This window comes from Fictibacillus enclensis, from assembly GCF_001457035.1.
In the GTDB taxonomy this organism is placed as follows: Bacteria; Bacillota; Bacilli; order Bacillales; family Fictibacillaceae; genus Fictibacillus_C; species Fictibacillus_C enclensis.
The window spans coordinates 565335-586660 of sequence record NZ_KQ758617.1; the positions used below are offsets into that span (position 1 = coordinate 565335).

Below are 21326 nucleotides of genomic sequence, written 5' to 3' on the forward strand. Positions count from 1 at the left end.
GCGGAACAGCTTGAAAAAATTAAACATCTCCACCCTTATTTCCTTCATATTTTTGCTGTGTATGACATTAATCTGGATCTTTCCTTTGGCCTGGGCCTTTTTTTCATCCTTTAAAGACGAGATCGATATCCAATCGTATGGCTTCAGTATGCTTCCCGTTCACTGGGTGATTACCAACTATCAGGACCTTCTTTTTGATAATTCAAGTACGCCCGTCGCCAAGTGGTTCATGAATTCGATGATCATATCGGTGACACAGACGGTCCTCGTTCTGGTGGTGGTTTCCATGGCTGCCTATGGATATACCCGGCTGCGATTTAAAGGAAGGGACTGGCTGTTTTCCTTGCTGCTGGCATCCATGATGTTTCCGGCAGTCGTGAACCTGATACCGCTCTATAAAATCATTGATACCCTCGGATGGGTGAACACGTATTGGGCGGCAATTGTGCCGGGAGCAGCAGCCGTCTTTAACGTTTTTCTCGTTCGTCAATTCATGATCGGCATCCCCTTGGAGCTGGATGAATCCGCCCGGATCGACGGCGCGAATGATTTTCAGATCTACACAAAGGTGACCCTGCCACTCATCAAACCGGTTCTGACGGTTGTGGCGCTGTTCACCTTTACAAGTTCCTGGAACGACTTTTTGTGGCCGTCCATCGTGTTCAACGATATTGACCGGATGCCGATCACACCGGGCTTGCAGCTGCTGCAAGGAATGTATGTCACGGATATCGGACATGCGATGTCAGCGGCACTCATCGCCATCGTGCCGACCTTTATTCTGTATCTTTTTACACAGCGCTATTTCCTGCAGTCCATGTCACTAACATCTGGCGTAAAAGGATAGGAGGAATCCGTTTTGAACCGAAAACTGGAACGGAAGCTCGTCGTCATTGGATCCAGTTGGCAGATTCTTTCGGGTCTGCTTACCATTTTTGCGTATGGATCGTATATCAAATCAAAGGGCAGCAGCATTCATGACACAAGCTTTGCGCAGGTGAAAGCCATGCAGTCCTTATTCGGAAGTTTATATAGCTTTACTGTCACCTTTGGCATGCTTTTCGTGATCCTGGGCATCGTCAATCTTTATCTTGTCCGGTCCCTGAAGGATGACAAAGTGGAGGTCAAGCGCTCGATCTGGTTTCTCGTGCTGGGTGTCTCATCCTACTTTTTGATGGATTTTATCGGTGCCGTCCTTTTTCTCTCCGCGGGAATATTGGCACTCGCCAAAAACAAATCCATTTCGAGGCTGAACCTCTCCTCTAAACCCTACTAATCAATCAAGGAGCTGTTATTAATGGAAGCAACTGTACGAAAGGAATATCCTCGTCCACAATTTCAACGAAACGATTGGCTGAATCTGAATGGAGAATGGAACTTTCAATTCGACCATCAGAATGCGGGTGAAAAAGAAGCATGGTACAAGAAAACCGATCTTAATCAGAAAATCATCGTGCCTTTTACATATGAAACGAAGGCAAGCGGCATCCAGGAGGAAACATTTTGCCCTTATGTCTGGTACCAAAAATCGGTTGAAGTACCCAAGGAATTTGCCGGCCAGCGCGTCCTCCTTCATTTTCAGGGCGCGGACTATGTGACGAAGGTGTGGGTGAACGGTATTTTTGCCGGCGAGCATAAAGGGGGGTATACAGCCTTTTCTTTTGACATCACGAACTATATTAATGAAGAAAAAGAAAATAATCTGGTGGTGAAAATAGAAGACAGCCTGAGTGAACATCAGCCGAGAGGGAAGCAGCGGTGGATCGATAAAAATTTCGGCTGCTGGTATGTACAGACCACAGGGATCTGGCAAACTGTCTGGCTTGAATTTTTGCATGAAACCCATATTCAATCCGTGAAAACCACACCGGATGTGGATAACGAATCAGTGGAATTCGAGTATAAGCTGGTTCATGCCGGCCAGCAGCAACATCTAACCTTGAAAACAGCGATTACGTTTGATGGGAAGCCTGTTAAAGATTTCAGTTTGCAGGTTGACCGTGAGCACGCCAGTATGAAAGTGAGCCTCGCCAGTGAAATCCATGAATGGAAAGTGATGCAGTGGAGCCCTGAACATCCGCACCTGTATGATGTGGAATTCACTCTCTTTGACGGAGATCGGGAGCTCGACAGGGTGCAGTCCTATTTCGGCATGCGAAAGATATCCATTCAAAATGGGAACATTCTATTGAATAATGTCCCGATCTATCAAAAGCTGCTTCTGGATCAGGGGTACTGGGAAGAAACCCATTTAACTCCGCCGTCAGAGGAAGCGATCATCCTGGATATCGAAAAAACGCTTGAGATGGGGTTCAATGGTGTAAGGAAACACATGAAAGTGGAAGACCAGCGCTTTCTTTACTGGGCGGACAAAAAAGGGTTGCTCGTTTGGTCAGAAATGGCGGCAACCTACGCCTTCTCTGACGATGCAGTTCAACAATTTACAGAAGAATGGCTTGAAGTTGTACGGCAGCAGTACAATCATCCGAGCATTATTACGTGGACTCCGTTCAATGAATCGTGGGGTGTTAAGAACATTTTTACCAATGAGAAACAGCAAAAGTTTACTGAAGGTATCTACCATCTTACGAAAGCGATCGACAGCATGCGGCCGGTTATCGTGAATGATGGATGGGAGCATACGGTATCTGACATCATCACGCTTCATGACTATGTGGAGTACGGAGACGAGTTCCTTAACCGGTATCGGGATAAGGAAAAAGTGGTGGGCAATGAGATCGCCTTTAATAAATCCAAGCATGCCATGGCCAAGGGGTACGAATATAAAGGACAGCCGATCATCATCAGTGAATATGGCGGTATTGCATTCACTTCCGAAGAAGGCTGGGGTTATGGAGACCAGGTGAAGAACGAGAAGGAGTTCCTCGACCGCTATGCGTCTATAACTGAAGCCATCATGAGCCTGGATTATATATGCGGATTCTGTTACACCCAGATCACGGATGTCCAGCAGGAAGTGAACGGGCTGCTGACAGAAGACCGAAAGCCGAAAGTGGATTTATCCAAAATTAACGAGATTAATAGAAACAAACCCGTTTCGGTTTGAAAAAATGCACCTCCTTTATAACAGGAGGTGCATTTCTTATCTCTGACTAAAAGCAATCTTAAGACCGATCAACGTAAATAAACTTCCTTGAATGAAGTTAATCTTGCTTGATACCCTCGGATTTTTACGTATAAAGTTTCCGGCTTTTTCAGCAAAGATGCTAATAAGCGTAAAAAGCAGCAGAGCCTGAAGCAGAAAAAGAATTCCGTAAGTGAGCATTTGCAATGACACATGTCCGCTGTGATAATTGACAAACTGCGGCAGGAAGGCAAGGAAGAACAAAGAGACTTTAGGGTTTAACAGGTTCATAATGATGCCTCGTTTGTACAGTGCTGTGTAATTCAGTGTATCTGCACTGGTGAGGGTAAACTGACTGTTTTTTTCCCGAAATGACTTATAGGCCAGGAACAAGAGATACGCAGCCCCCGCATATTTGATGATCGAGAAAACAACCGCTGATTGGTAGATGACGGCGGATAAACCAGCAGTCACGGCACTAATATGTACGATGAGACCGGTGCAAAGGCCGAGGGCGGTGCTGATTCCGGCCTTTTTACCTTTGGCTATGCTTTGAGCCAAAACAAATAAATTATCAGGCCCGGGCATAATGGTCAGCACGATGGCTGCGGCTAAAAACGAGAGTATGGATACAACTTCCATTAGATGTACCTCCAGGATAAATTTTCACTAGTTTACCATACAAAAGGATAATTTTTATGGTAAATTATTCTCTATTTTTCTAGTTTTTTCATTAAACTCTGCCAAAAGTTACCGATATGAAGGGAAGAATCAGATTTTTTTCTGATTCAAGACTACATAGGCAGAGGAGAATGAAATGAAGAAATTAGTCATCCCAGGTTTTTGTTTGGCCGTGCTTTCTACCACAGCCTTATATCAGGCAATCGAGGCGGATCCCGCATCGGCTCAGGAAATTAAGCAGAAGGTCGTGAATGTCCAGTCAGGTTCAAGTCTGAACGTTCGCAAAAGCGCCAACACCAGCTCTCCCATCATTGGAAAGCTTGTTAAAGGAGTAAAGGTAACTGTTTATTCAGAATCAAAAGGATGGTCCAAGCTTAAGGTAGGGAGCAGCTATGGCTATGTCAGCTCCAAGTATTTGATCACCTTGGCCACCACCGCCACCAAAGTTGCAACCACCACCAAGTACGTTAAGGTGAGTGAAGGTTCTTTGAATTTACGTAAGAGCGCATCCACAGGTGCGTCTGTCATAGCTAAATTGGCAAAAGGGACACAGGTGACGGTATTTTCCGAAACAGGTGGTTGGGCCAAAATTAACGCAAACGGCAAGAATGGCTATGTAAGCTCAAAGTATCTATCATCTTCCAAACCATCGAACACGGTTTCAAAGGGTTCAACAAGCAAGCCTGCAGCAGTTTCCTCATCTAAAACGACAACCAAATATGTGAAAGTCAGCGGAGCTTTAAACTTACGAAAAGCAGCCACGACCAATTCGGCAGTCATTAAAACGCTGAAAAACGGAGTAACCGTCACTGTTTATTCCGAGTCCAAAGGGTGGGCAAAGGTAAAAGCTTCCGGCAGCACCGGCTATGTGAGTACAAAATATCTCACTGCAACAAAGCCTGGCAGTTCGTCAAAGCCAAAACCTGCTCCAACTCCAGCACCTGAACCGGAAACCACCACAAAGTATGTAAAGGTAAGCGGTGCCCTGAATTTAAGAAAAGGTGCGACTACCAAATCTTCTGTCATCAAAACACTCAATGATGGAGAAAAAGTGACCGTTTATTCGGAGTCCAACGGGTGGGCAAAAGTAAAAGTTTCCGGCAGCACCGGCTATGTGAGTACAAAATACCTCACTGCCACCAAGTCTGGCAGTACGTCAAGGCCGAAACCAACTCCAGCACCCGAAACGAAAACGACCACAAAGTATGTAAAAGTAAGCGGCGCATTGAACTTAAGAAAAGCCGGGACGACGAATTCGGCAGTCATCAAAACGTTAAAAGACGGGGAGGAAGTCACTGTTTATTCCGAATCCAACGGCTGGGCCAAGGTAAAAGCCGGCAGTAGCACGGGTTATGTGAGCACAAAATACCTCACCACGACTAAGCCAGGCACTGCAAAACCGTCACCAGCTCCAAAGCCTTCTGAACCTGAAACGGTCGTTCGGTTTGTCGATGTAGATGCTTCTTCAAGTCTCAACGTGAGATCAGGTCCAGGGACAACGTTTGCAGTCGTTACAAAGCTGGCAAGAGATACAGCGGTTACGCTCCTTTCCCAATCTGGCAGCTGGTCCAAAATCTCTGCCAATGGCAAGACTGGCTATGTGAGTACCTCTTACCTGAAGGAAAAGCTAGGTTCCCCCGATGGCATAGCGGTTTCTGAAACGGAGCAAAAGTATAATCTCACTCTCGACGAGATGGTCAAGCTTCAGATGGGTGCTTCTCCACAAACCGACCAAAAATACAAAAGCTATATCCGTGAAGACGCTATTCGAATAACAAGCTCGATTTATGGCACGGTCCTTGGAGATTGGAACATTCGTGGTGGAGCTGGAACGAACTACTGGAAAATCACAACAGTGAGAAGGGGAGAACAGCTGAAGGTCCTTTCCCAGGTGAAAGGTTCGGACGGCCATATTTGGTATCAGGTGGAAATCAAGGATAACTGGGTAAATGCCAGTCCTGAGGATGTAAAGTACTATCTGGATCCGAACAACTTTAAGGACGATCCTGTAAAATCCTATCAATTTGTGAAACTGTCTCAAACCGCCAACTTGAACACGGCAGAAGTAAACCAGCGCATTCTTTCCGGTAAAGGAATTTTAGAAGGCAAAGCTTCTTCTTTTATCAAGGCAGGAAACCTTTACGGCGTGAACGACATCTATTTGATTTCGCATGCGTTGCTTGAAACAGGTAATGGCCGGTCACAGCTGGCCACAGGAGTCCTATATAATGGTAGAACCGTGTATAATATGTACGGAATCGGGGCCAATGATGGCAACGCAGTGCAAAACGGTGCAGCCTATGCGTATAATGCCGGCTGGTTTACCCCGGAAGATGCGATTGTCGGCGGAGCGCGCTTTATAGCCATGGGCTACATCAACAAAAAGCAGGATACCATTTATAAGATGCGATGGAATCCATCGGCTGCAGAAGCACTGGGTTATCCATCCCATCAATACGCAACAGATATTGGGTGGGCGTCGAAACAGGTAAGACAGATTTATAACCTGTACAGTTTGTTGAACAATTACAGCATCGATCTGGAGATCCCGGTTTATAAAACAAAGTAGCAAGCAAGTGTTGAGGCGTATCGCAAAAGCGGCGTCTCTTTTTTTATATAGATTTTCTTTCCTTCTAAGGATTATAATGGATGGAACTATGGAGAGTAAGGAGGAAAGAAAATGGAGCATGAATTAAAAGAAATCATCAGGAAGTGTGATCTCGCCATCAAACAGGAGGATTTCGATTTCCTCATGAACTACTATACGGAGGATGCGGTTCTAGTAGTTAAACCGGGAATGGTGGCAAACGGGAAGGCTGAAATCAATAAAGCATTCATCGCCATCGCCGCTTATTTCAAAAACAGCATTGAACCCAAACAGGGAGAGATGATGATCTTGGAAGCGGGAGACACCGCGCTCGTTCTTTCCCAAACACTTCTCGCCTCGGATAAAGAAGAAACTACCTATTCCATGGAGCGAAAAGCGACCTATGTGTTCCGAAAAAATACAGAGGGTGAATGGTTGTGTGCGATTGATAACTCGTATGGGACTGAGTTGATCGGAATAGATAAAATATGAAGATCGATCCAAAGGAATGTTCAGTACGTGATATAAAGTACATCATCCGGTCCGCCAAGGAACACGATGCAAAAAGCCTATCAGAGGCGCGTGTACAAATCGATGGCGAAACCGAGAACATGGACCGGGAACAAGGGGAAGGGTACATTGATGAGGCGGGTTTCCTTTCGATCATAAAGAAGGATACTGAAGCCCTCAATCATTTGTTTTTGGTGGCAGATGTGGATGGAAGAATTGCTGGATTCGCCAGATGTGAAGGGAGCCCCTTACGGCGGCTTTCGCATAAAGTTGAGTTCGGTGTTTGTGTGTTGAAAGAGTTTTGGGGATACGGGATCGGTAAGATGTTCCTGCAGGAAACGATCAACTGGGCTGATGCACAGGATATCAAAAAAATATCGCTCTCCGTTTTGGAGACAAACACTAAAGCAATAGCACTTTATGAAAAATTGGGGTTTGAAACTGAAGGGGTCTTGAAATACGATAAGCGCTTATCCAACGGAAACTATTATAATACGATTCTGATGGGGAAACTATTAAATCATTGATAGGGGGGACAGCATGAACATTTTAATGGATGAACTGGCAGGGGAAGAAGAAATAGGGACATGTGGGAGGAAAGTAGCCTGGTGAATACAGGTCTTATGTTTAAGGCATTACAAAAGTTCCCACTTTCCATCCCTTTAATAGATCGGCTGAGAGACATATCACAACAAACCTTGATTACGACAGGTGTATTTGATCGTAATACAGGAATTCCGATTTCAAAACTCATTCACAAAGAACTAAGCAATAGTGAACTTGTGTTATTTCCCTGATTTAGAGGAGCCCGAAAAATTTAAAGAAACGGTTTTAGCCTTTTTAGAAAATGAACGGCTTCATATCCAACTTGCTAATTAAATAAATGAAAAAAGCACATTACAGCCACTTTTCCTTTGAAAAGTGGCTGCTGTCCAAAAGGCTATTTACTTGAGTTTCTCTGCCAGCTCTAAAATAATTCCCTCTGGTCCACGTACGAAACATAACTTATAGCTGTCTTTATATTGCTGAATCTCACCAACAGTTTCCGTGCCTTTCTTTTTCATTTTGGCAACAATACCTTCAATGTCTTCAACGGCAAATGCTATATGCGTAATACCCAACGTGTTCAAAGACGGCTGAATCCCTTTTTCAGCTGAGGGCGTATGAAATTTTACCAGCTCCAGCTTTGTCTCTCCGTCTGGCATCCCAAACATAACAACCGTCTCTCTAACGTCTGTAAGTCCAATAATCCGTTCGGCCCATTCTCCTTCCACTTCAGCTTCCCCCAGAATCTCAAGTCCAAAATCGAGAAAAAACGCTTTGGCCGCTTCCAGATCATTTACGACAACACCCACATGGTCTATTCTCTGGATCTTCATAGCCACCATCTCCTTTATTCCTTTTTTTTGCCGATCACATGATTCTTTAAAGGATTCTATTCGACTGTTTACGAATCCTTCTTATTTTCAGGACGGGGTTAGCGGTTATATAATAGAAACTGGAAACGAATTTTTAAAACGAACAAAATAAAATGACGATGATATAAGATTCCTGACAGGTGGTGTTTGAATGGAGAAGAAAAAGGTTGGATTGATCTTTGGAGGAAAGTCTGCTGAGCATGAGGTCTCCTTACAGTCGGTGAAAAATGTGCTCGAAGCAATCGATCAGGATCAATATGAAGTCACGTTAATCGGCATTGATAAGGAAGGAAGATGGCATTTAAATAATGCTTCTCAATTCCTGCTCAACGCAGACGATGCAAAGTTAATTGAACTAAATAAAACCAATCATGGCATTGCGGTAGTTCCTGGAGAAAGCGAGAATCAGTTGATGAGTTTAAATACAACAAAAAGCTTGAGCCAACTTGATGTTGTATTTCCCATCCTTCACGGGACATTAGGGGAGGATGGAAGCATTCAGGGAATGCTCCGGATGGCGAACATCCCTTTTGTCGGCTCCAATATTCTTGGCTCTGCAGTTTGTATGGATAAGGACATAGCGAAACGGCTGCTAAAAGATGCCGGGTTAAAGGTCGCTAAGTCACATACGTATACACGAGCAACAAAGAACAAAATAAGCTTTGATGCAGTAGTAAAAGATCTAGGATTGCCGTTATTTATAAAGCCTTCCAACCAAGGTTCTTCAGTGGGGGTAAGTAAAGTGCAGTCACAAGAGGAATTTACACGAGCAGTGGAAGAGGCGTTCCAATTCGACCATAAGATATTAATTGAAGAAGGAATCAATGGCAGAGAAATCGAGTGCTCGGTGCTCGGCAATGAAGAGCCTTTGGCTTCTGTACCCGGAGAAATTGTTTCCAACGGAGAGTTCTATTCGTATGAGGCTAAATATATCGATGAAAACGGAGCGGTATTGGAAATTCCAGCAAAGCTGAGTGAACCGTTAACAGCAAAGATCAGGGAGACTGCCATTCAAGCCTTTCAGGCGTTAAACTGCGAGGGCTTTGCAAGGGTGGATTTTTTCGTCAATGAACAGGACATCATCATTAATGAAGTAAATACGATCCCCGGTTTCACGAAAATAAGCATGTATCCCAAGCTTTGGGAAATAAGCGGGATTCCATACAGTCAACTTATCGACAAATTGATCGCCTTGGCGATTGAACGACACGAAAGAGATGCGCTGCTGAGGAATTCTGTGGACTGAGTGGGATCTGCTCAGATCCTCAATCGATAAAAATAGCCCTTCCGTTGTGAGAAGGGCTATTTTTTATTCCTATACTAAATCTTTTTCACATACTTTTAGCGGAGTATTTAATGTACCACATGGAATTAATGCTACACTGTTACCATTTGTTATTAGATTCAATTTACCAGCATGCCCTGACAAAATGGTAGACATGGCAAAGGCATTAGGTGAAAAGACTGATGGGATTCCTGTTAAAGAAGCAGCAGAACTAGCAATTCAGGCTATTATAAAATTAAATAACACATTAAATATCCCTTCAAATATAAAAGACCTTCATGTATCGTTAGATGTGTTGCCAAAACCGGTTGAAGACTCAATGAGAAGTGGAAATGTTTTAATAAATCCAAGATTGACCAGCAGCAAAGATATAAAAGAAATAATTGAAAACGCATATAACGGAATCCTTTAATATTCAATGTTCAAACAGTCATTTACGATTGGAGGAAAAGACGAACCTTATATTGCCCAGGTTCGTTTTTGTATTCCTCAGATTTTTGGCTGAGAATAATGAAGGTGAAATAACCTATTAAGGTGCTGAGTATTGAACAAAGCTTATTCTTATGAATTTGTGATTTACTTTTTTAAAAATAATCAATACTAATTTAAACTTAAGGTTGAAAACTACATTATTTTCGGTTTATGTTAACTTTGAAATATGTAAAAGAGAAGATGAACAGGTTTATACGGTCCAAGAGATAGTCATGTTCTTTGATGCAAAACACATTACATTTGGAGGTGATATGGCGTGGAGAGAGTTATTAGCTTTGAGGATGTATCATGGAGAAGAGATGGCCAAAATATACTGAGTGAGATTAATTGGGAAGTAAAAACAAATGAGCATTGGGCCATTCTGGGGTTAAACGGTTCTGGTAAAACTTCATTATTAAATATTGTGACAGGCTATCATTTTTCTACTACAGGGAAGGTTACCGTCCTGGAAAATGAATTTGGAAAGACCAACCTGCCTAATCTGCGAAAGAAAATAGGGTATGTGAGCAGTTCGTTAGAGAAATTTTCACAACTGTTAGAGCAGGAAACTGTGGAAGAAGTTGTGGTGAGTGGTAAATTTGCTTCCTTTGGTATATATGAAGAAGTTACGGATGAAGACTGGGAAAAAGCAGGTTCTTTACTTACTGTACTGCGTTTAGATTATTTAAATGGGAAGACCTTCAACAAATTATCACAAGGAGAAAAACGAAGAGTCCTCATTGCCCGTGCGTTAATGTGTGATCCTCAAATTCTCATACTCGATGAACCGTGTACAGGATTAGATGTGTTTTCTCGTGAAGAAGTGCTAGGTTTAATGGATGACATCGTCCAAAAAAATAGCCATTTACTTTATGTGACTCATCATATTGAGGAAATTTCCGATGTGATTACGCATGTCTTATTACTTCGTGATGGGCAAATCGTTGCATCGGGGCCGAAACAAGAAGTGTTAACAAGTGAATCCTTATCCGAGACCTATAAAATGCAAGTAAATGTACATTGGGAGGAAAATCGACCTTGGCTAACGATCCAGCAAAGGAGATTTTCACTCAGCTAAATGGTTAACAACTACATTAAAACATCTTGAAAAAGCACGCTCCATTCAGGCGTGCTTTTCTTAAAAAATGTCATGGAAGAGGCGGATCAGAAGGAAAGGTATATGAAGGGGGAACGGTATCGAGAGAGCTCATGAAGCCTTCAGATATCTGAAGCCCAAGTATCGTGTAGATACGGTCATGCTCGTTGATCATGACTTTAAGATTGAAGAACAAATGGATACACGTTTTAAGCAGTAGGAGGAACAATGGAAAGAAAAGATACTAAGAACTTTTTTCAAAAATACCGAGACACAGCCTTTTGTGTAGGGATAGCTTATCTTATTGTAAGTGTTACACCTCAGCAATGGGCCTTGTGGTGGTTAATGCTTCCTGTATTGTTTGTTGCATTTTTTGCTGCAGGAAAATTCGAGAGATCAAAAATACCGGCCGGTCTCAAAACAGGGATCTCCTATTCTATGCTGATCATAGGTTTTTCCCTTTACAACATCTATAGAGGATAAACAGCAAAACGTCCCCAACCGAGGACGTTTTTTCACTGCTGTTAAGCCCCTATCCGTTGTACGGAAGAAAGAGTATCTCTTCTTATTACATAGGTCAAGGAAATCAAAAGATAAATCCCGAGTGTCACGCCTGTAATGATAAGTGACGTTGTCATAATGATTCCGACTAGAATCGCCAATAGGGCAATAATCGCCACCCATGTGGTATATGGAAACCATTTTACATAATAGCCTGAAAGCTTCTCTGTACCTTTTCGAGACTTGAGGTGAGCAAAGGCGATGATCAGCCAGATGAACAGCACCGTATAACCAAGGGATCCCATTAAGTAGTTGAAGGTCTGGCTGCCGGCAAAAATTGAAATCAAAACACCGGCATACAGGGAAGCCGTACACATCAAGATGGAATACACAGGAACCTTTTTCGATGACAGCTGTGCGAAAATCTTAGGCACCCGCCCATCAACAGCCTGAGTATAAAGAACACGGGAGGAACCATAAAGCCCTGAGTTCATTGAAGAAATGATCGCAAGCAGGATGACAGCGTTCATGACATGGTCGGCTCCCGGGATCCCGATCAATTGAAATACCATGACAAACGGACTTTCGTTCACTCCGTTTACCTTGTCCCATGGAATCAAACCCACAATGATAAAGAAAGGAAAAATATAAAAGGCAATAATGCGGGTCAACGTGCTGCGTACCGCTTTAGGTACAACCTTTTCCGGATTTTTCGTTTCGGCCAGGGTCACACCGATGATCTCCGTTCCGCCATATGAGTAAATGACGACGAGCATGGCGGTGATCAAACCTGTCGATCCATTTGGAAAGAATCCGCCTTGTCCGGTTAAGTTGGAGAAGGAAGGTGCGACGTGGTGACCAAAGGATGCAAACAATAACAGAATTCCGGCAAGGATAAAGATGACAATGACGCTGATCTTGATCAAAGCAAGCCAGTATTCGGTTTCCGCAAAGATCTTAACGGATAGCAAATTGACGACTGTAACGGCCACCGAAACCAAGAGAGCGAGTACCCAAATCGGTGTTTCTGAGAACCAATACTGAAGGAAAATTGCTGCTACGACCGCTTCAGCCGCAATATTCAGTACCCACATTTTCCAATAGACCCAATCTAAAAAGTAGGCCGGAAATACGCCCAGCACCGATTGAACGAGATCACGAAACGTACGGGCTCCGCTGTTTTGTACCGCCATTTCAGCCAGTCCCTGCATAATGAATAATAGAATAATGCCTCCGATTAAATAAGCCAATACCACAGCGGGGCCAGCCGTATCAATGGCTGCACTGCTGCCTTTAAATAATCCTGCTCCGATGCTGCCGCCCAATGCCATCATCATAATATGGCGCGAAGTCATGGTGCGCTGCAAACTCTTGGTGTGTTTTTCCATCTTCCTAACCTCTCCCTCTGCAATCTGAATCCTAACCATTAAAAAAGGCTTACCATCTCTTTCTCATGGACTGAGAAAAGAGACGATAAGCCTTGGGCTGACCGCGGTACCACTCTTGTTGATTCTAAAAAAACAGAATCCTGCTTGAAAACCTGATAACGAAGGTTAGTCGTCAAAACATAAGAATAGATTCTTTCTGTCCTGCTGCTCCCGGGCGAGTTCAAAGGATTCATAGTCTGCGTTCCACCAACCCGCAGCTCTCTGCCTCTACTTCATCACTTTTACTGCTCCCGTTCATTGCGTTTAAAAGTACGTTGTTTAGGATAATGGTAAATATCATAACCGCTCTATGCTAAACCTGTCAACCTAGTTTTTTGAAAAATAAAATTCAGAAAAATTGGAATATTGGGTCTATTTGGGTACAATGAAAGTATAACTTATTTCCCACAGGAGACTATTTTATGACGAAACCCGGTGTTAGCATTCAAGTGAACAACAATGAATTTGTATGGAATCAGGAAAATGGGCTTCTGACGTTTGATGGAGCTCCTTCCCTGCTATTCTGGGATTCTGCGATTGAACTGTTTTTAAAAACGATTGAAGAAGTATCTGGCAAAGATGTCTCTCGAACGGTTTATGAGACCACAGGATACCGAATGGGCAGCCTGGTTACATCGTACTACAGCGGGAGAAGGGGAATTGAGCATCTTTCTGCCGGATACAACAATATTTACAGGAATGCTGGCTGGGGAAATTTTGAGGTTATCCATCTTTCTCTTGAGGATCAAACAGCTGTTGTCCGGCTGACAAACAGTTGGGAGCATCGTATTTTTAAAGGGAACAAAGGTGTGTTATTGCCCAGCCATTGGGCTGGTATCTTTTCGGGAATCTTCGAGCGGGATATGTGGTACAAGGTAAAAAGCAGTGCGGTTTTGGATGGGAAGCAGGTGGATGAGATTGAAATTTTCCCATCCGATTTTACGGTGACGGACAACATTCATGATCTGGCAAGAAGGAAGGAAAGGGAAAGCATTAAAGAACTGGAGAATTTGGTGAGTAGCCGTACAGAAGAATTGTCCTCCATGATCAAGGAACTGTCGACTCCTGTTATTCCTGTTTTGAATGACATTCTTGTCATCCCTTTGATCGGAAAGTTCAATGAAGAGCGCCTGGCAGATTTGATCGAAAAAACATTGTATGAACTCATGAGGCAAAAAGCCCGCTTTGTATTGATCGACATGACAGGACTCAAGAATGTTGATGGTCATATCCTGGAAGGCATCCTGCAAGTTATACAGGCCATTAAACTTCTTGGGGCGGACGGCTACCTGGTCGGCATCTCTCGGGATGTCACGATCCAGATTGTGAAATCAGCGATCAATCTGAATGAAATTCAAAGCTTTTCGAGTCTTCAGAAGGGTGTGGAGTATGCCGTTAAACAAAATGGCTATGCGCTGGTAAAAAAGTAAATCATGGTTACTAGAGTAATTGAAGGGGATATAATGTTGAACATTACACAGCAATGGAATCAAAAAGATAGCGAGTATATTCGAAGCAAACTTATTGAATTTAATTTGGCCAACGTACCAGACGACCTCAAGCATCCTGTTATAAACGTCAGCTTCATGGTGAGAGATGAGGAGGGAAACATTTGGGGCGGAATCACCGGAAAAATTGCCTGGCGCCAGCTGTATGTAGATTTTCTATGGCTGGATGAGTCTTTGAGAGGCAAGAGATACGGTGAAGAACTGTTAAAACGGGCGGAAGACGTGGCACGCGAACATAACTGCCGTCAAATCCAGCTGAATACCCTGAGTTTTCAGGCGCCTGGTTTTTACCAGAAGTACGGGTTTGAGGTTGTCGGAATCGTTGACGGATATCCAGGTCCGGATCAAAAGCAATATTATATGGTGAAGAAGCTGTAAATTCGAGAATAACAGGAGGATTGGTACCGGCCAGTGCTCCTTTTTTTTATGCTGAAAAGAGGACTTTTGACACATTAATTGCCATTTATTATATGTTATTGTAAAAAGGGGGATATTTTCACTATTTAAATATTATAAATCGAAATTTGTAATATTTGGAGGTGGTCCAATTGAATTTGATAGAAATGAAAGCGAAGTTGCTGGATTTAAAAAATAGCCAGCTCGTTCGGTCGCGTATTACGTACACGATTCGCTACAAGTCGGAATCCTGGATGACCATTTATTATGCTGCTGATCAGATGAGGTATGAGATGCTTTACCACAGGGACTACAAAAGAAAATCCTTCACGAATATTAACCAGGTATGTGAAGCGATCCAAAAAGAAATTCATAAAAATGTCAGGGAGAGCAAGCCCTGACATTTTATTTTTGTTATTCCTTTGCTCCGACCGGAACTTCGGTTGAGGAGATGGAAGGGGCATCATCTGCTCAGATTGCAAAGGCTTACGATGCTCCGTTTCTCGGAATTCGTGTTCTTTCCAACAATAAGGTAAATGGCGGAAAATACAGCCCGGATACAGCTGCTGCTTGTCAGGAATATGTGTGCGAAGTGGTGAAGAAATACATTAAAGCCAGCCGTTAAAACAAAATAAATGCCTAAAGAAATGACTTGTTAATTGGAACACGTCATTTTTCGTATGAGCAGCCATATGCCTTTCTTATTTATGCGGAGGAGTTTAGTGGAGACAAGGAATTATACTTTGGCCGTTGAAATGATAACCCTAAAAACGTTTTTTTACATTCCTAAGTTATTTGGAAAGGATGAAAAGGAACATGGGAAAACTGGTTGTGCATATGTTCATGACGTTGGATGGGGTTATTCAATCCCCGGGAGGAATTGATGAAGATCGCGAGGGAGGGTTTGGCTATGGAGGTTGGCAGGCACCGTATGTCAATGCTGAGGCCGGAAAACTGATCGCGGCTGATTATGCGAGGCTTGACGCGCTGCTGATTGGCCGCAAAACGTACGAAATCTTTGCGCCTTACTGGCAGCAGGCTCCGGACACCAACCCGTTCACCAAGCTGTTTAATGAGAAGCCTAAATATGTCGCATCTCGAACATTAACGAGCGTCGATTGGAACAACTCAAATCTGCTTGATGGAGATGTGGCCACAAGTGTGCCATTGCTGAAGGAGAGGTATTCAGAAGTGCACGTCGCCGGCAGCAGCGACCTGCTCCAGACATTGCTGCGTCATGAGCTGATTGACCGCATGAACATCTGGCAGTTTCCGGTATTGCTTGGAAAAGGAAAACGGTTCTTCGATTCCGGGACGATTCCAGCCGCCCTTCAATTGCTTGAATCCAGAACGTTCTCAAGCGGGTCCGTTCTATTACGCTACAAGGTTGCGGGAAAACCGACCTTCAGCAATATGGGGTAGGCCTTTAAAAGGACTGTATATGAACAAAGAAAACTCGCCTACAGGCGAGTTTTCTTTGTTATTTTGCGGGATTCGTCTGTTCAATTTTTTCAACAAACATATTGTAGACATTGCGTTTATCTTCCAGCTTTTTTAACTGAGCCTTGAGTTCATTGTATTTCTCTTCGAAAGGCTCCTGATAGGTGGCTTTAATATTTTTAATCATTTCTTCATTGATCGTCGACTGAAGAACTTGTTTGGTAATACCGAATTTATAGGAATAGAGCTGGAGTTCCGTCTTTACTTTTTCATATTCTTCATCAATGTCTTTCTTTTGGCCCTGCAGCTCTTCTTTCCATTCCTGCAACGCATCTTTTACATAGTCGTCCATCATTGAGCCTCCTTTTGTCCGTGTCTTACAACCCCACATATGTACTCTATAAATAATTGGTAATATACAGGTCGTTTATGGGGGTGAATTTTTTACAGAAACAAGCAGGTGTTCAGTTTGTTCATCGAGAAAGTAAGATTTGCACAAAACGGAAGGTAAGATAATCAAAGGAGGAGATAGTTTTGAACCGTATGGATCTACTATTAAATGTTTTGGATACCACGTACGACAAAGAGAGCTGGTATGCCCCGTTTAAGGATGCGATTAACGGAATAACGGCTGAGCAAGCGAGGTGGAGGCCGCCTGGTGAAGCAACGAAATCCATTTGGGAGAACGTCAATCATCTCATTTATTATAAAGAGAGGACGGCTGCAAAAATGGAGGGACGTGAATGGACACACAACCTTGATGGGGAAGAAACGTTCTTGCTTACCGAACCTTCCAGTGACGATCAACAATGGAAGAATGTTGTGGAGCGTGCCGAACGTGCTCAACAAGGGTTACGGCGTGTACTTAGTGAAACGCCGGTTGAGGATCTAGGTCAAGATTCGCTTGAGGCGAAGCTGCTGGACATCATGCTGCATGATGCTTACCATACGGGACAGATTCTTCTAATCAGAAAGATGCAGGGTTCCTGGCCGTCCCGTCGTTAATAATTCGTTAATAATTTTAATCTAGTAAAAAGATTGCTTATTCCTGTCTATCGCCGTATAGTTGCTATGGAAACCATTTATCATGAGGGAATAGGACAGGAGAACCATGAAGAACATTGCAGGAATCATCTATTACAGTCTATTTTTTATTGGGTTAATCGGCACGTTTTTATTTGCGAATAAAGGCTTGGATAGCACGTTTTCCTTTACTTTTGTTATCGGCTTCCTGCTGCTTCTGTTTCTCTCCTGTATATATTTTATTATTAAAATCCTTTTGAATCTGAAAAGCCTGACACTTAACCAATGGGCGAGGAGGCTGCTGAAGTTTCTCGTGCTTGCTTCTTCTTTTAGTCTCGGTTGTTGTGTGTTGAACATGGTGCTTCAACGACCGGATCCCTTTGACGTTTCCCGTCTGGGAGTGCCGGTTGGAACAGCACTCGGCATTGTGTTTTGGGATATGATGTTTTTGAAAAAAGGAGAAAAGTAAAGGCGGAGCATCCATTTCGATGCTCTGCCACCTTTTGAAAGGGTTTTCAAAGGTGGCTCGGTTCTTGCAAGAATAATTAAGTAGAAAAATTGAAAGGAGGAAGAGCATGAAGAAATTTGCAGAATTTCGAATGCCCAATGCCTTGTATTATGGTCGGGATGCCCTGGATAAATTGGGACAGGAAGCGTCCGGACTGGGCACAAAGGTGTTATTGATCAGTGACCGGGTGATGGAGAAGATTGGCCATGTAAGAAAGTGCGAGGAATTAATTGAAAAGCAAGGTCTTCCCTTTGTTTCTTACCTGGATGTGAATACAGAACCGACCGATCTGCATGTAAAAGAAGCCCTTGCCTTTTGCCTTGAAGAAAAGTGTGATGTCATTGTTGCCATCGGCGGAGGCAGCTGTATGGATACCGGAAAAGCGGTTGCCGTTGTGGCCGCAAACGGTGGATATATCGGGGATTACAGAGGAGGAGCCAGAAAAATTTCACAAAAACCGCTTCCGTTTATCGCCATTCCTACCACCGCTGGAACTGGGTCGGAAGTAACCGACGTCACAGTGATTACCAATACAAAAGATGATATTAAGATGATGATCAAGGATCCCAACTTTCTGCCGTGTACCGCGATCGTCGATCCATTTCTTACACTTTCTACACCCAAGAATGTAACCGCTGCCACCGGAATCGATGCCCTTTGCCACGCGATGGAAGCGTTCATTTCAAAAAAGAGCCAGCCGCTCACGGATGATTTTGCCCGTTCTGCAATAGCCTTAATTACCGCAAATTTGCGTACCGCTTACCATCATCCTGAGAATATGGATGCCAAGGAGAAAATGGCATTGGCGGCAATGAAGGCGGGGCTTGCCTTTTCCAATGCTTCGGTTACCCTTGTACACGGCATGTCACGGCCTATTGGTGCTTTGTTTCATGTACCTCATGGCGTCTCCAATGCCATGCTGTTACCGGCTGTCCTGGAGTTTAGCAAGCGCGATGCGGTGGATCAACTGGCAGCCATTGCCCAAATCATCAAGCCAGGACTGGGCAAGCAGGATAAAGAGGAGCTCGCGGATTTCGCCATTGAAGAAATCAAAAAGCTGTGCGCCGATCTTCAAATTCCCAACCTGAAGAGCTGGGGAGTGGATCAGGAAGCGTTCGAACAAGTCGTCTCCAAAATGGCCACCGATGCGCTTGACAGCGGAAGCCCGGGAAACAACCCACGGGTACCGACGCACGAAGAAATCATCGATTTATATCGTGTGTGTTATGATTACGATTTCAGTACCATTTCTTCTATGATGCAATCTTAAGGTTCTTAAGTGGACTATGAAAATTAGCAATAGTCACTAAACCTCTATTTGAAAAAGGAATATGACAGGTTTTTCTGGAATAGATAAAGAGTTAGGAGTGATCAAAGCAAGGGGAGGTTTGATAGGATGAAGAATCATGCACGTGAAATGTATGATTATCATGCTTGGGCGAACGCCAGAATCTTTGAAAAGCTGCGGGAACTTCCAGAGGATTTATTCAAAAGGGAAATGAGGCAAAGCATCTTTCCGTCTCTTTCAACTGTTATGGTACATATGTATTTAACCGACAATTTGTGGTTGAAAATCATGCAGGGGGTGGATATGCAAGAGGGGTTGGCTGCTTCGGACACATTGAGAAAAGAGGCTGAAGCAGAAACACTGCTCGAAATGGAGAAACGGTACAAAAACCTGGCAGAAGAGTATAAGGATTATATCGATCACCATGACATGGAAAAAGTATTCGCGGTGGATAATCCATATGCGGGACAGTTGGATACCACCCCAATGGAAACCATCTATCATATTTCCACTCATGGAAACTATCATCGCGGACATGTGGCGGCTATGATCCGGCAAACGGGAAATACATCCGTTATGCAGGATTATGGACTGTACCTTTATACGAAGAATGCCGACTTTGTGAGTCCGGTATAACCTAAGCAAGAAATTAAAATCTGCCTCCTGTGGAAAAAGGAGGCAGATTTTACTGTGTACACCAGGTAATTACTTTTGTAAAATAGTTGGTAAGTTTAATAGGAGAGTAATTTTGATGAGTGGTAAACCCTTTGTTTTAACCTATCATGGTGTGAGTAGGACCTTTTTCATCTGAATTATCTAAAATTTGGCACGAATTGGTTTTAAGGCAAGGTAGAAGGGTAAAAAGGAAGTGGGCTATTTAGGAGGAAAGTCCAGTATATGGAGTCCTACTTCTTTTTTAGAATAGAGAGTAGAAAGGCAGGAGAAGGAATGAGTCGTGTAAACGTCGTACCAGACGAACTAAAAGCGCTCGCTTCGGATGTAAAAAAGCTGGAAGCGAAGAGCAAGGCTATCAAATCGAATCTGCAAATGAACTATTATTCTATGCAAAGCCACGGAGGCAGAATTAATCTGTCCGCCATCAATCCCCTCTACAACAGTCTGATTCAGCAGCTCGATCATTACGGGTCTCTATTAACTGGAGCGGAAGAAGTTGTAAAGCGCACGGAAACCAAGTTTCGAGAAGCGGACCAGAAGCTGTTTAACGCTGACAGTTTTACCGCTTTCTTGAGTGGTACTGTATTTGCTGGAGTAAGACAAGGGGTTACAAGCGTAAGTAAAGGGATTAAATATGGCAGAATTACTACGGCCTTGTCCATTAGCCAATATCTTAAATGGAAATATGATTTTAAGGCTATTTTTGACCCCGCTGGCCGAAAAGGTCGTGGAGCATATACGTTATCTGCAAAGAATACCAAAGACATTGTAGCTATTTCTAGAATGCTAAAACTAAATAAAGATGATGATGCTTTATTCAAATATATAAAGAATGGTTTCAAATTTGATGACTTGAAGACGACCAAATCACAAATAAAAAAGGCAAAGACATCGATCTATAAATTGCCGGATTTTCAAGCACATCAAGAGTTTAAAACTGATTATGAAAAAAAAGGACTTGTTAAAGCTTTAGGAAAGCAAGGAGTTAAAGGTTTTAAGTCTTCTTATGCAGACAGTATAAAAACAATAAATCCAACGAAGTGGAAGGATACATTTAAAGAGGTGGGCAAGGTAGGAAAGGTAGTTAAAGGTTTAGGAGTAGTAGGATCAGCCTTATCCATTGGCAACAATGTGGTAGAGGCACAGAAGGATGGCTGGCAAGCTCATGATGCAGCTGACATTGTAACGGATTCAGCTGTTGACTTAGGGGCAATTGCTGCTTCAGCTGGAGCTGGGGCTGCTGTAGGTTCTTTATTTCTTCCACCGCTTGGAACAGTAGTCGGTGCTGGTGTAGGTATTGCTGCTTCCACATTGTTAAATACTAAAACTTCTTTGTTTCATGGGGAAAGTGCGGTTAGTGGTGCAAAAAAGTTGGTTAAAGGTGTAACACATAAAATTGGATCGATATTTTGGTGATCTTGGTAAGG

23 protein-coding genes, 1 pseudogene and 1 other annotated feature are annotated in these 21326 nt (G+C 43.3%); of the genes and pseudogenes, 20 read left to right on the top strand and 4 right to left on the bottom strand.

The features are described 5' to 3' along the window. Positions 1 to 10: 10 nt before the first annotated feature. From AS030_RS02975 to AS030_RS02985, 3 genes are read left to right on the top strand one after another with little or no spacing between them, the layout of a single operon-like run. Positions 11 to 847 carry a carbohydrate ABC transporter permease gene (locus tag AS030_RS02975; RefSeq protein WP_061968218.1) on the top strand — a complete coding sequence of 279 codons (837 nt, stop codon included), beginning with the start codon at positions 11 to 13 and terminating at the stop codon, positions 845 to 847. A 12-nt stretch (positions 848 to 859) separates the two neighbouring features. Further along, positions 860 to 1276: a DUF4064 domain-containing protein gene (locus AS030_RS02980; RefSeq protein WP_061968220.1), complete on the top strand. Its 417-nt coding sequence runs from the start codon at positions 860 to 862 to the stop codon at positions 1274 to 1276. Positions 1277 to 1297: 21 nt separating this feature from the next. Next, the gene (locus AS030_RS02985) at positions 1298 to 3067 is read left to right on the top strand and encodes a glycoside hydrolase family 2 protein (protein WP_061968223.1); all 1770 of its coding nucleotides are present in this window, start codon (positions 1298 to 1300) and stop codon (positions 3065 to 3067) included. Positions 3068 to 3103: 36 nt separating this feature from the next. Here the strand turns inward: AS030_RS02985 and AS030_RS02990 are convergent, their stop codons facing one another. After that, a complete protein-coding gene (locus tag AS030_RS02990) occupies positions 3104 to 3727 on the bottom strand; it encodes a LysE family translocator (protein ID WP_061968225.1) in 624 nt (207 codons plus the stop codon). A gap of 175 nt (positions 3728 to 3902) precedes the next feature. On the opposite strand from AS030_RS02990, the gene AS030_RS02995 reads away from it, so the two are divergent. The 3 genes from AS030_RS02995 to AS030_RS03005 all read left to right on the top strand — a co-directional run bounded on the left by AS030_RS02995 (position 3903) and on the right by AS030_RS03005 (position 7390). After that, positions 3903 to 6335 (top strand): SH3 domain-containing protein, encoded by a 2433-nt coding sequence (locus tag AS030_RS02995; RefSeq protein ID WP_082635682.1) that lies wholly within the window; start codon positions 3903 to 3905, stop codon positions 6333 to 6335. A 111-nt stretch (positions 6336 to 6446) separates the two neighbouring features. Then, positions 6447 to 6845: a YybH family protein gene (locus tag AS030_RS03000; RefSeq protein WP_061968228.1), complete on the top strand. Its 399-nt coding sequence runs from the start codon at positions 6447 to 6449 to the stop codon at positions 6843 to 6845. After that, the gene (locus AS030_RS03005; protein WP_061968230.1) at positions 6842 to 7390 is read left to right on the top strand and encodes a GNAT family N-acetyltransferase; all 549 of its coding nucleotides are present in this window, start codon (positions 6842 to 6844) and stop codon (positions 7388 to 7390) included. The genes AS030_RS03000 and AS030_RS03005 overlap by 4 nt, the downstream gene beginning before the upstream one ends. A gap of 417 nt (positions 7391 to 7807) precedes the next feature. Here the strand turns inward: AS030_RS03005 and AS030_RS03015 are convergent, their stop codons facing one another. After that, positions 7808 to 8242, bottom strand: coding sequence for a VOC family protein (locus AS030_RS03015; protein WP_061968235.1), 435 nt, complete (start codon positions 8240 to 8242; stop codon positions 7808 to 7810). A 190-nt stretch (positions 8243 to 8432) separates the two neighbouring features. On the opposite strand from AS030_RS03015, the gene ddlA reads away from it, so the two are divergent. The 4 genes from ddlA (at position 8433) to AS030_RS03035 (ending at position 11616) form a co-directional block, all read left to right on the top strand. Then, a complete protein-coding gene (ddlA, locus tag AS030_RS03020) occupies positions 8433 to 9527 on the top strand; it encodes a D-alanine--D-alanine ligase (protein WP_061968238.1) in 1095 nt (364 codons plus the stop codon). A gap of 46 nt (positions 9528 to 9573) precedes the next feature. Further along, positions 9574 to 9978 (top strand): dehydroquinate synthase/iron-containing alcohol dehydrogenase family protein, encoded by a 405-nt coding sequence (locus AS030_RS22840; RefSeq protein ID WP_074440447.1) that lies wholly within the window; start codon positions 9574 to 9576, stop codon positions 9976 to 9978. A gap of 336 nt (positions 9979 to 10314) precedes the next feature. Continuing rightward, positions 10315 to 11115, top strand: coding sequence for an ABC transporter ATP-binding protein (locus AS030_RS03030; RefSeq protein ID WP_061968242.1), 801 nt, complete (start codon positions 10315 to 10317; stop codon positions 11113 to 11115). Positions 11116 to 11361: 246 nt separating this feature from the next. Then, positions 11362 to 11616 (top strand): hypothetical protein, encoded by a 255-nt coding sequence (locus AS030_RS03035; RefSeq protein WP_061968245.1) that lies wholly within the window; start codon positions 11362 to 11364, stop codon positions 11614 to 11616. A gap of 41 nt (positions 11617 to 11657) precedes the next feature. On the opposite strand, the gene AS030_RS03040 is transcribed toward AS030_RS03035, so the two are convergent. Continuing rightward, positions 11658 to 13022, bottom strand: coding sequence for an amino acid permease (locus tag AS030_RS03040; RefSeq protein ID WP_061968247.1), 1365 nt, complete (start codon positions 13020 to 13022; stop codon positions 11658 to 11660). Positions 13023 to 13097: 75 nt separating this feature from the next. Beyond that, positions 13098 to 13329 (bottom strand) — a binding site (T-box leader). A gap of 154 nt (positions 13330 to 13483) precedes the next feature. On the opposite strand from AS030_RS03040, the gene AS030_RS03045 reads away from it, so the two are divergent. The 5 genes and pseudogenes from AS030_RS03045 to AS030_RS03060 all read left to right on the top strand — a co-directional run bounded on the left by AS030_RS03045 (position 13484) and on the right by AS030_RS03060 (position 16387). Beyond that, complete coding sequence (locus tag AS030_RS03045) at positions 13484 to 14491, top strand: STAS domain-containing protein (RefSeq protein WP_061968250.1); 1008 nt, start codon at positions 13484 to 13486, stop codon at positions 14489 to 14491. A gap of 33 nt (positions 14492 to 14524) precedes the next feature. Beyond that, entirely contained in the window at positions 14525 to 14947 is a 423-nt protein-coding gene (locus AS030_RS03050) for a GNAT family N-acetyltransferase (RefSeq protein WP_240482196.1), read from the top strand. A 170-nt stretch (positions 14948 to 15117) separates the two neighbouring features. Further along, a complete protein-coding gene (locus AS030_RS03055; RefSeq protein ID WP_061968252.1) occupies positions 15118 to 15366 on the top strand; it encodes a hypothetical protein in 249 nt (82 codons plus the stop codon). A gap of 32 nt (positions 15367 to 15398) precedes the next feature. Beyond that, positions 15399 to 15590, top strand: a pseudogene (locus AS030_RS22845) (phosphorylase family protein); the annotation flags it as partial. Positions 15591 to 15781: 191 nt separating this feature from the next. Further along, positions 15782 to 16387 carry a dihydrofolate reductase family protein gene (locus tag AS030_RS03060; RefSeq protein ID WP_061968255.1) on the top strand — a complete coding sequence of 202 codons (606 nt, stop codon included), beginning with the start codon at positions 15782 to 15784 and terminating at the stop codon, positions 16385 to 16387. 58 nt (positions 16388 to 16445) lie between these two features. Here the strand turns inward: AS030_RS03060 and AS030_RS03065 are convergent, their stop codons facing one another. Then, positions 16446 to 16760, bottom strand: a complete 315-nt coding sequence (locus AS030_RS03065) for a hypothetical protein (protein WP_338082294.1) — start codon at positions 16758 to 16760, stop codon at positions 16446 to 16448. Between the two features lie 179 nt (positions 16761 to 16939). Here AS030_RS03065 and AS030_RS03070 point away from each other — a divergent pair, with 179 nt between their 5' ends. The 5 genes from AS030_RS03070 (at position 16940) to AS030_RS03090 (ending at position 21315) form a co-directional block, all read left to right on the top strand. Then, positions 16940 to 17410, top strand: coding sequence for a DinB family protein (locus AS030_RS03070; protein ID WP_061968260.1), 471 nt, complete (start codon positions 16940 to 16942; stop codon positions 17408 to 17410). A gap of 106 nt (positions 17411 to 17516) precedes the next feature. After that, positions 17517 to 17897: a hypothetical protein gene (locus AS030_RS03075; RefSeq protein ID WP_061968263.1), complete on the top strand. Its 381-nt coding sequence runs from the start codon at positions 17517 to 17519 to the stop codon at positions 17895 to 17897. A gap of 106 nt (positions 17898 to 18003) precedes the next feature. Then, the gene (locus AS030_RS03080; RefSeq protein ID WP_061968266.1) at positions 18004 to 19206 is read left to right on the top strand and encodes an iron-containing alcohol dehydrogenase; all 1203 of its coding nucleotides are present in this window, start codon (positions 18004 to 18006) and stop codon (positions 19204 to 19206) included. Positions 19207 to 19332: 126 nt separating this feature from the next. Further along, entirely contained in the window at positions 19333 to 19860 is a 528-nt protein-coding gene (locus tag AS030_RS03085) for a DinB family protein (RefSeq protein WP_061968269.1), read from the top strand. A gap of 312 nt (positions 19861 to 20172) precedes the next feature. Next, on the top strand, positions 20173 to 21315 hold the full coding sequence (locus AS030_RS03090; protein ID WP_141687013.1) for a hypothetical protein: 1143 nt from the start codon (positions 20173 to 20175) through the stop codon (positions 21313 to 21315). Positions 21316 to 21326: the final 11 nt, after the last annotated feature.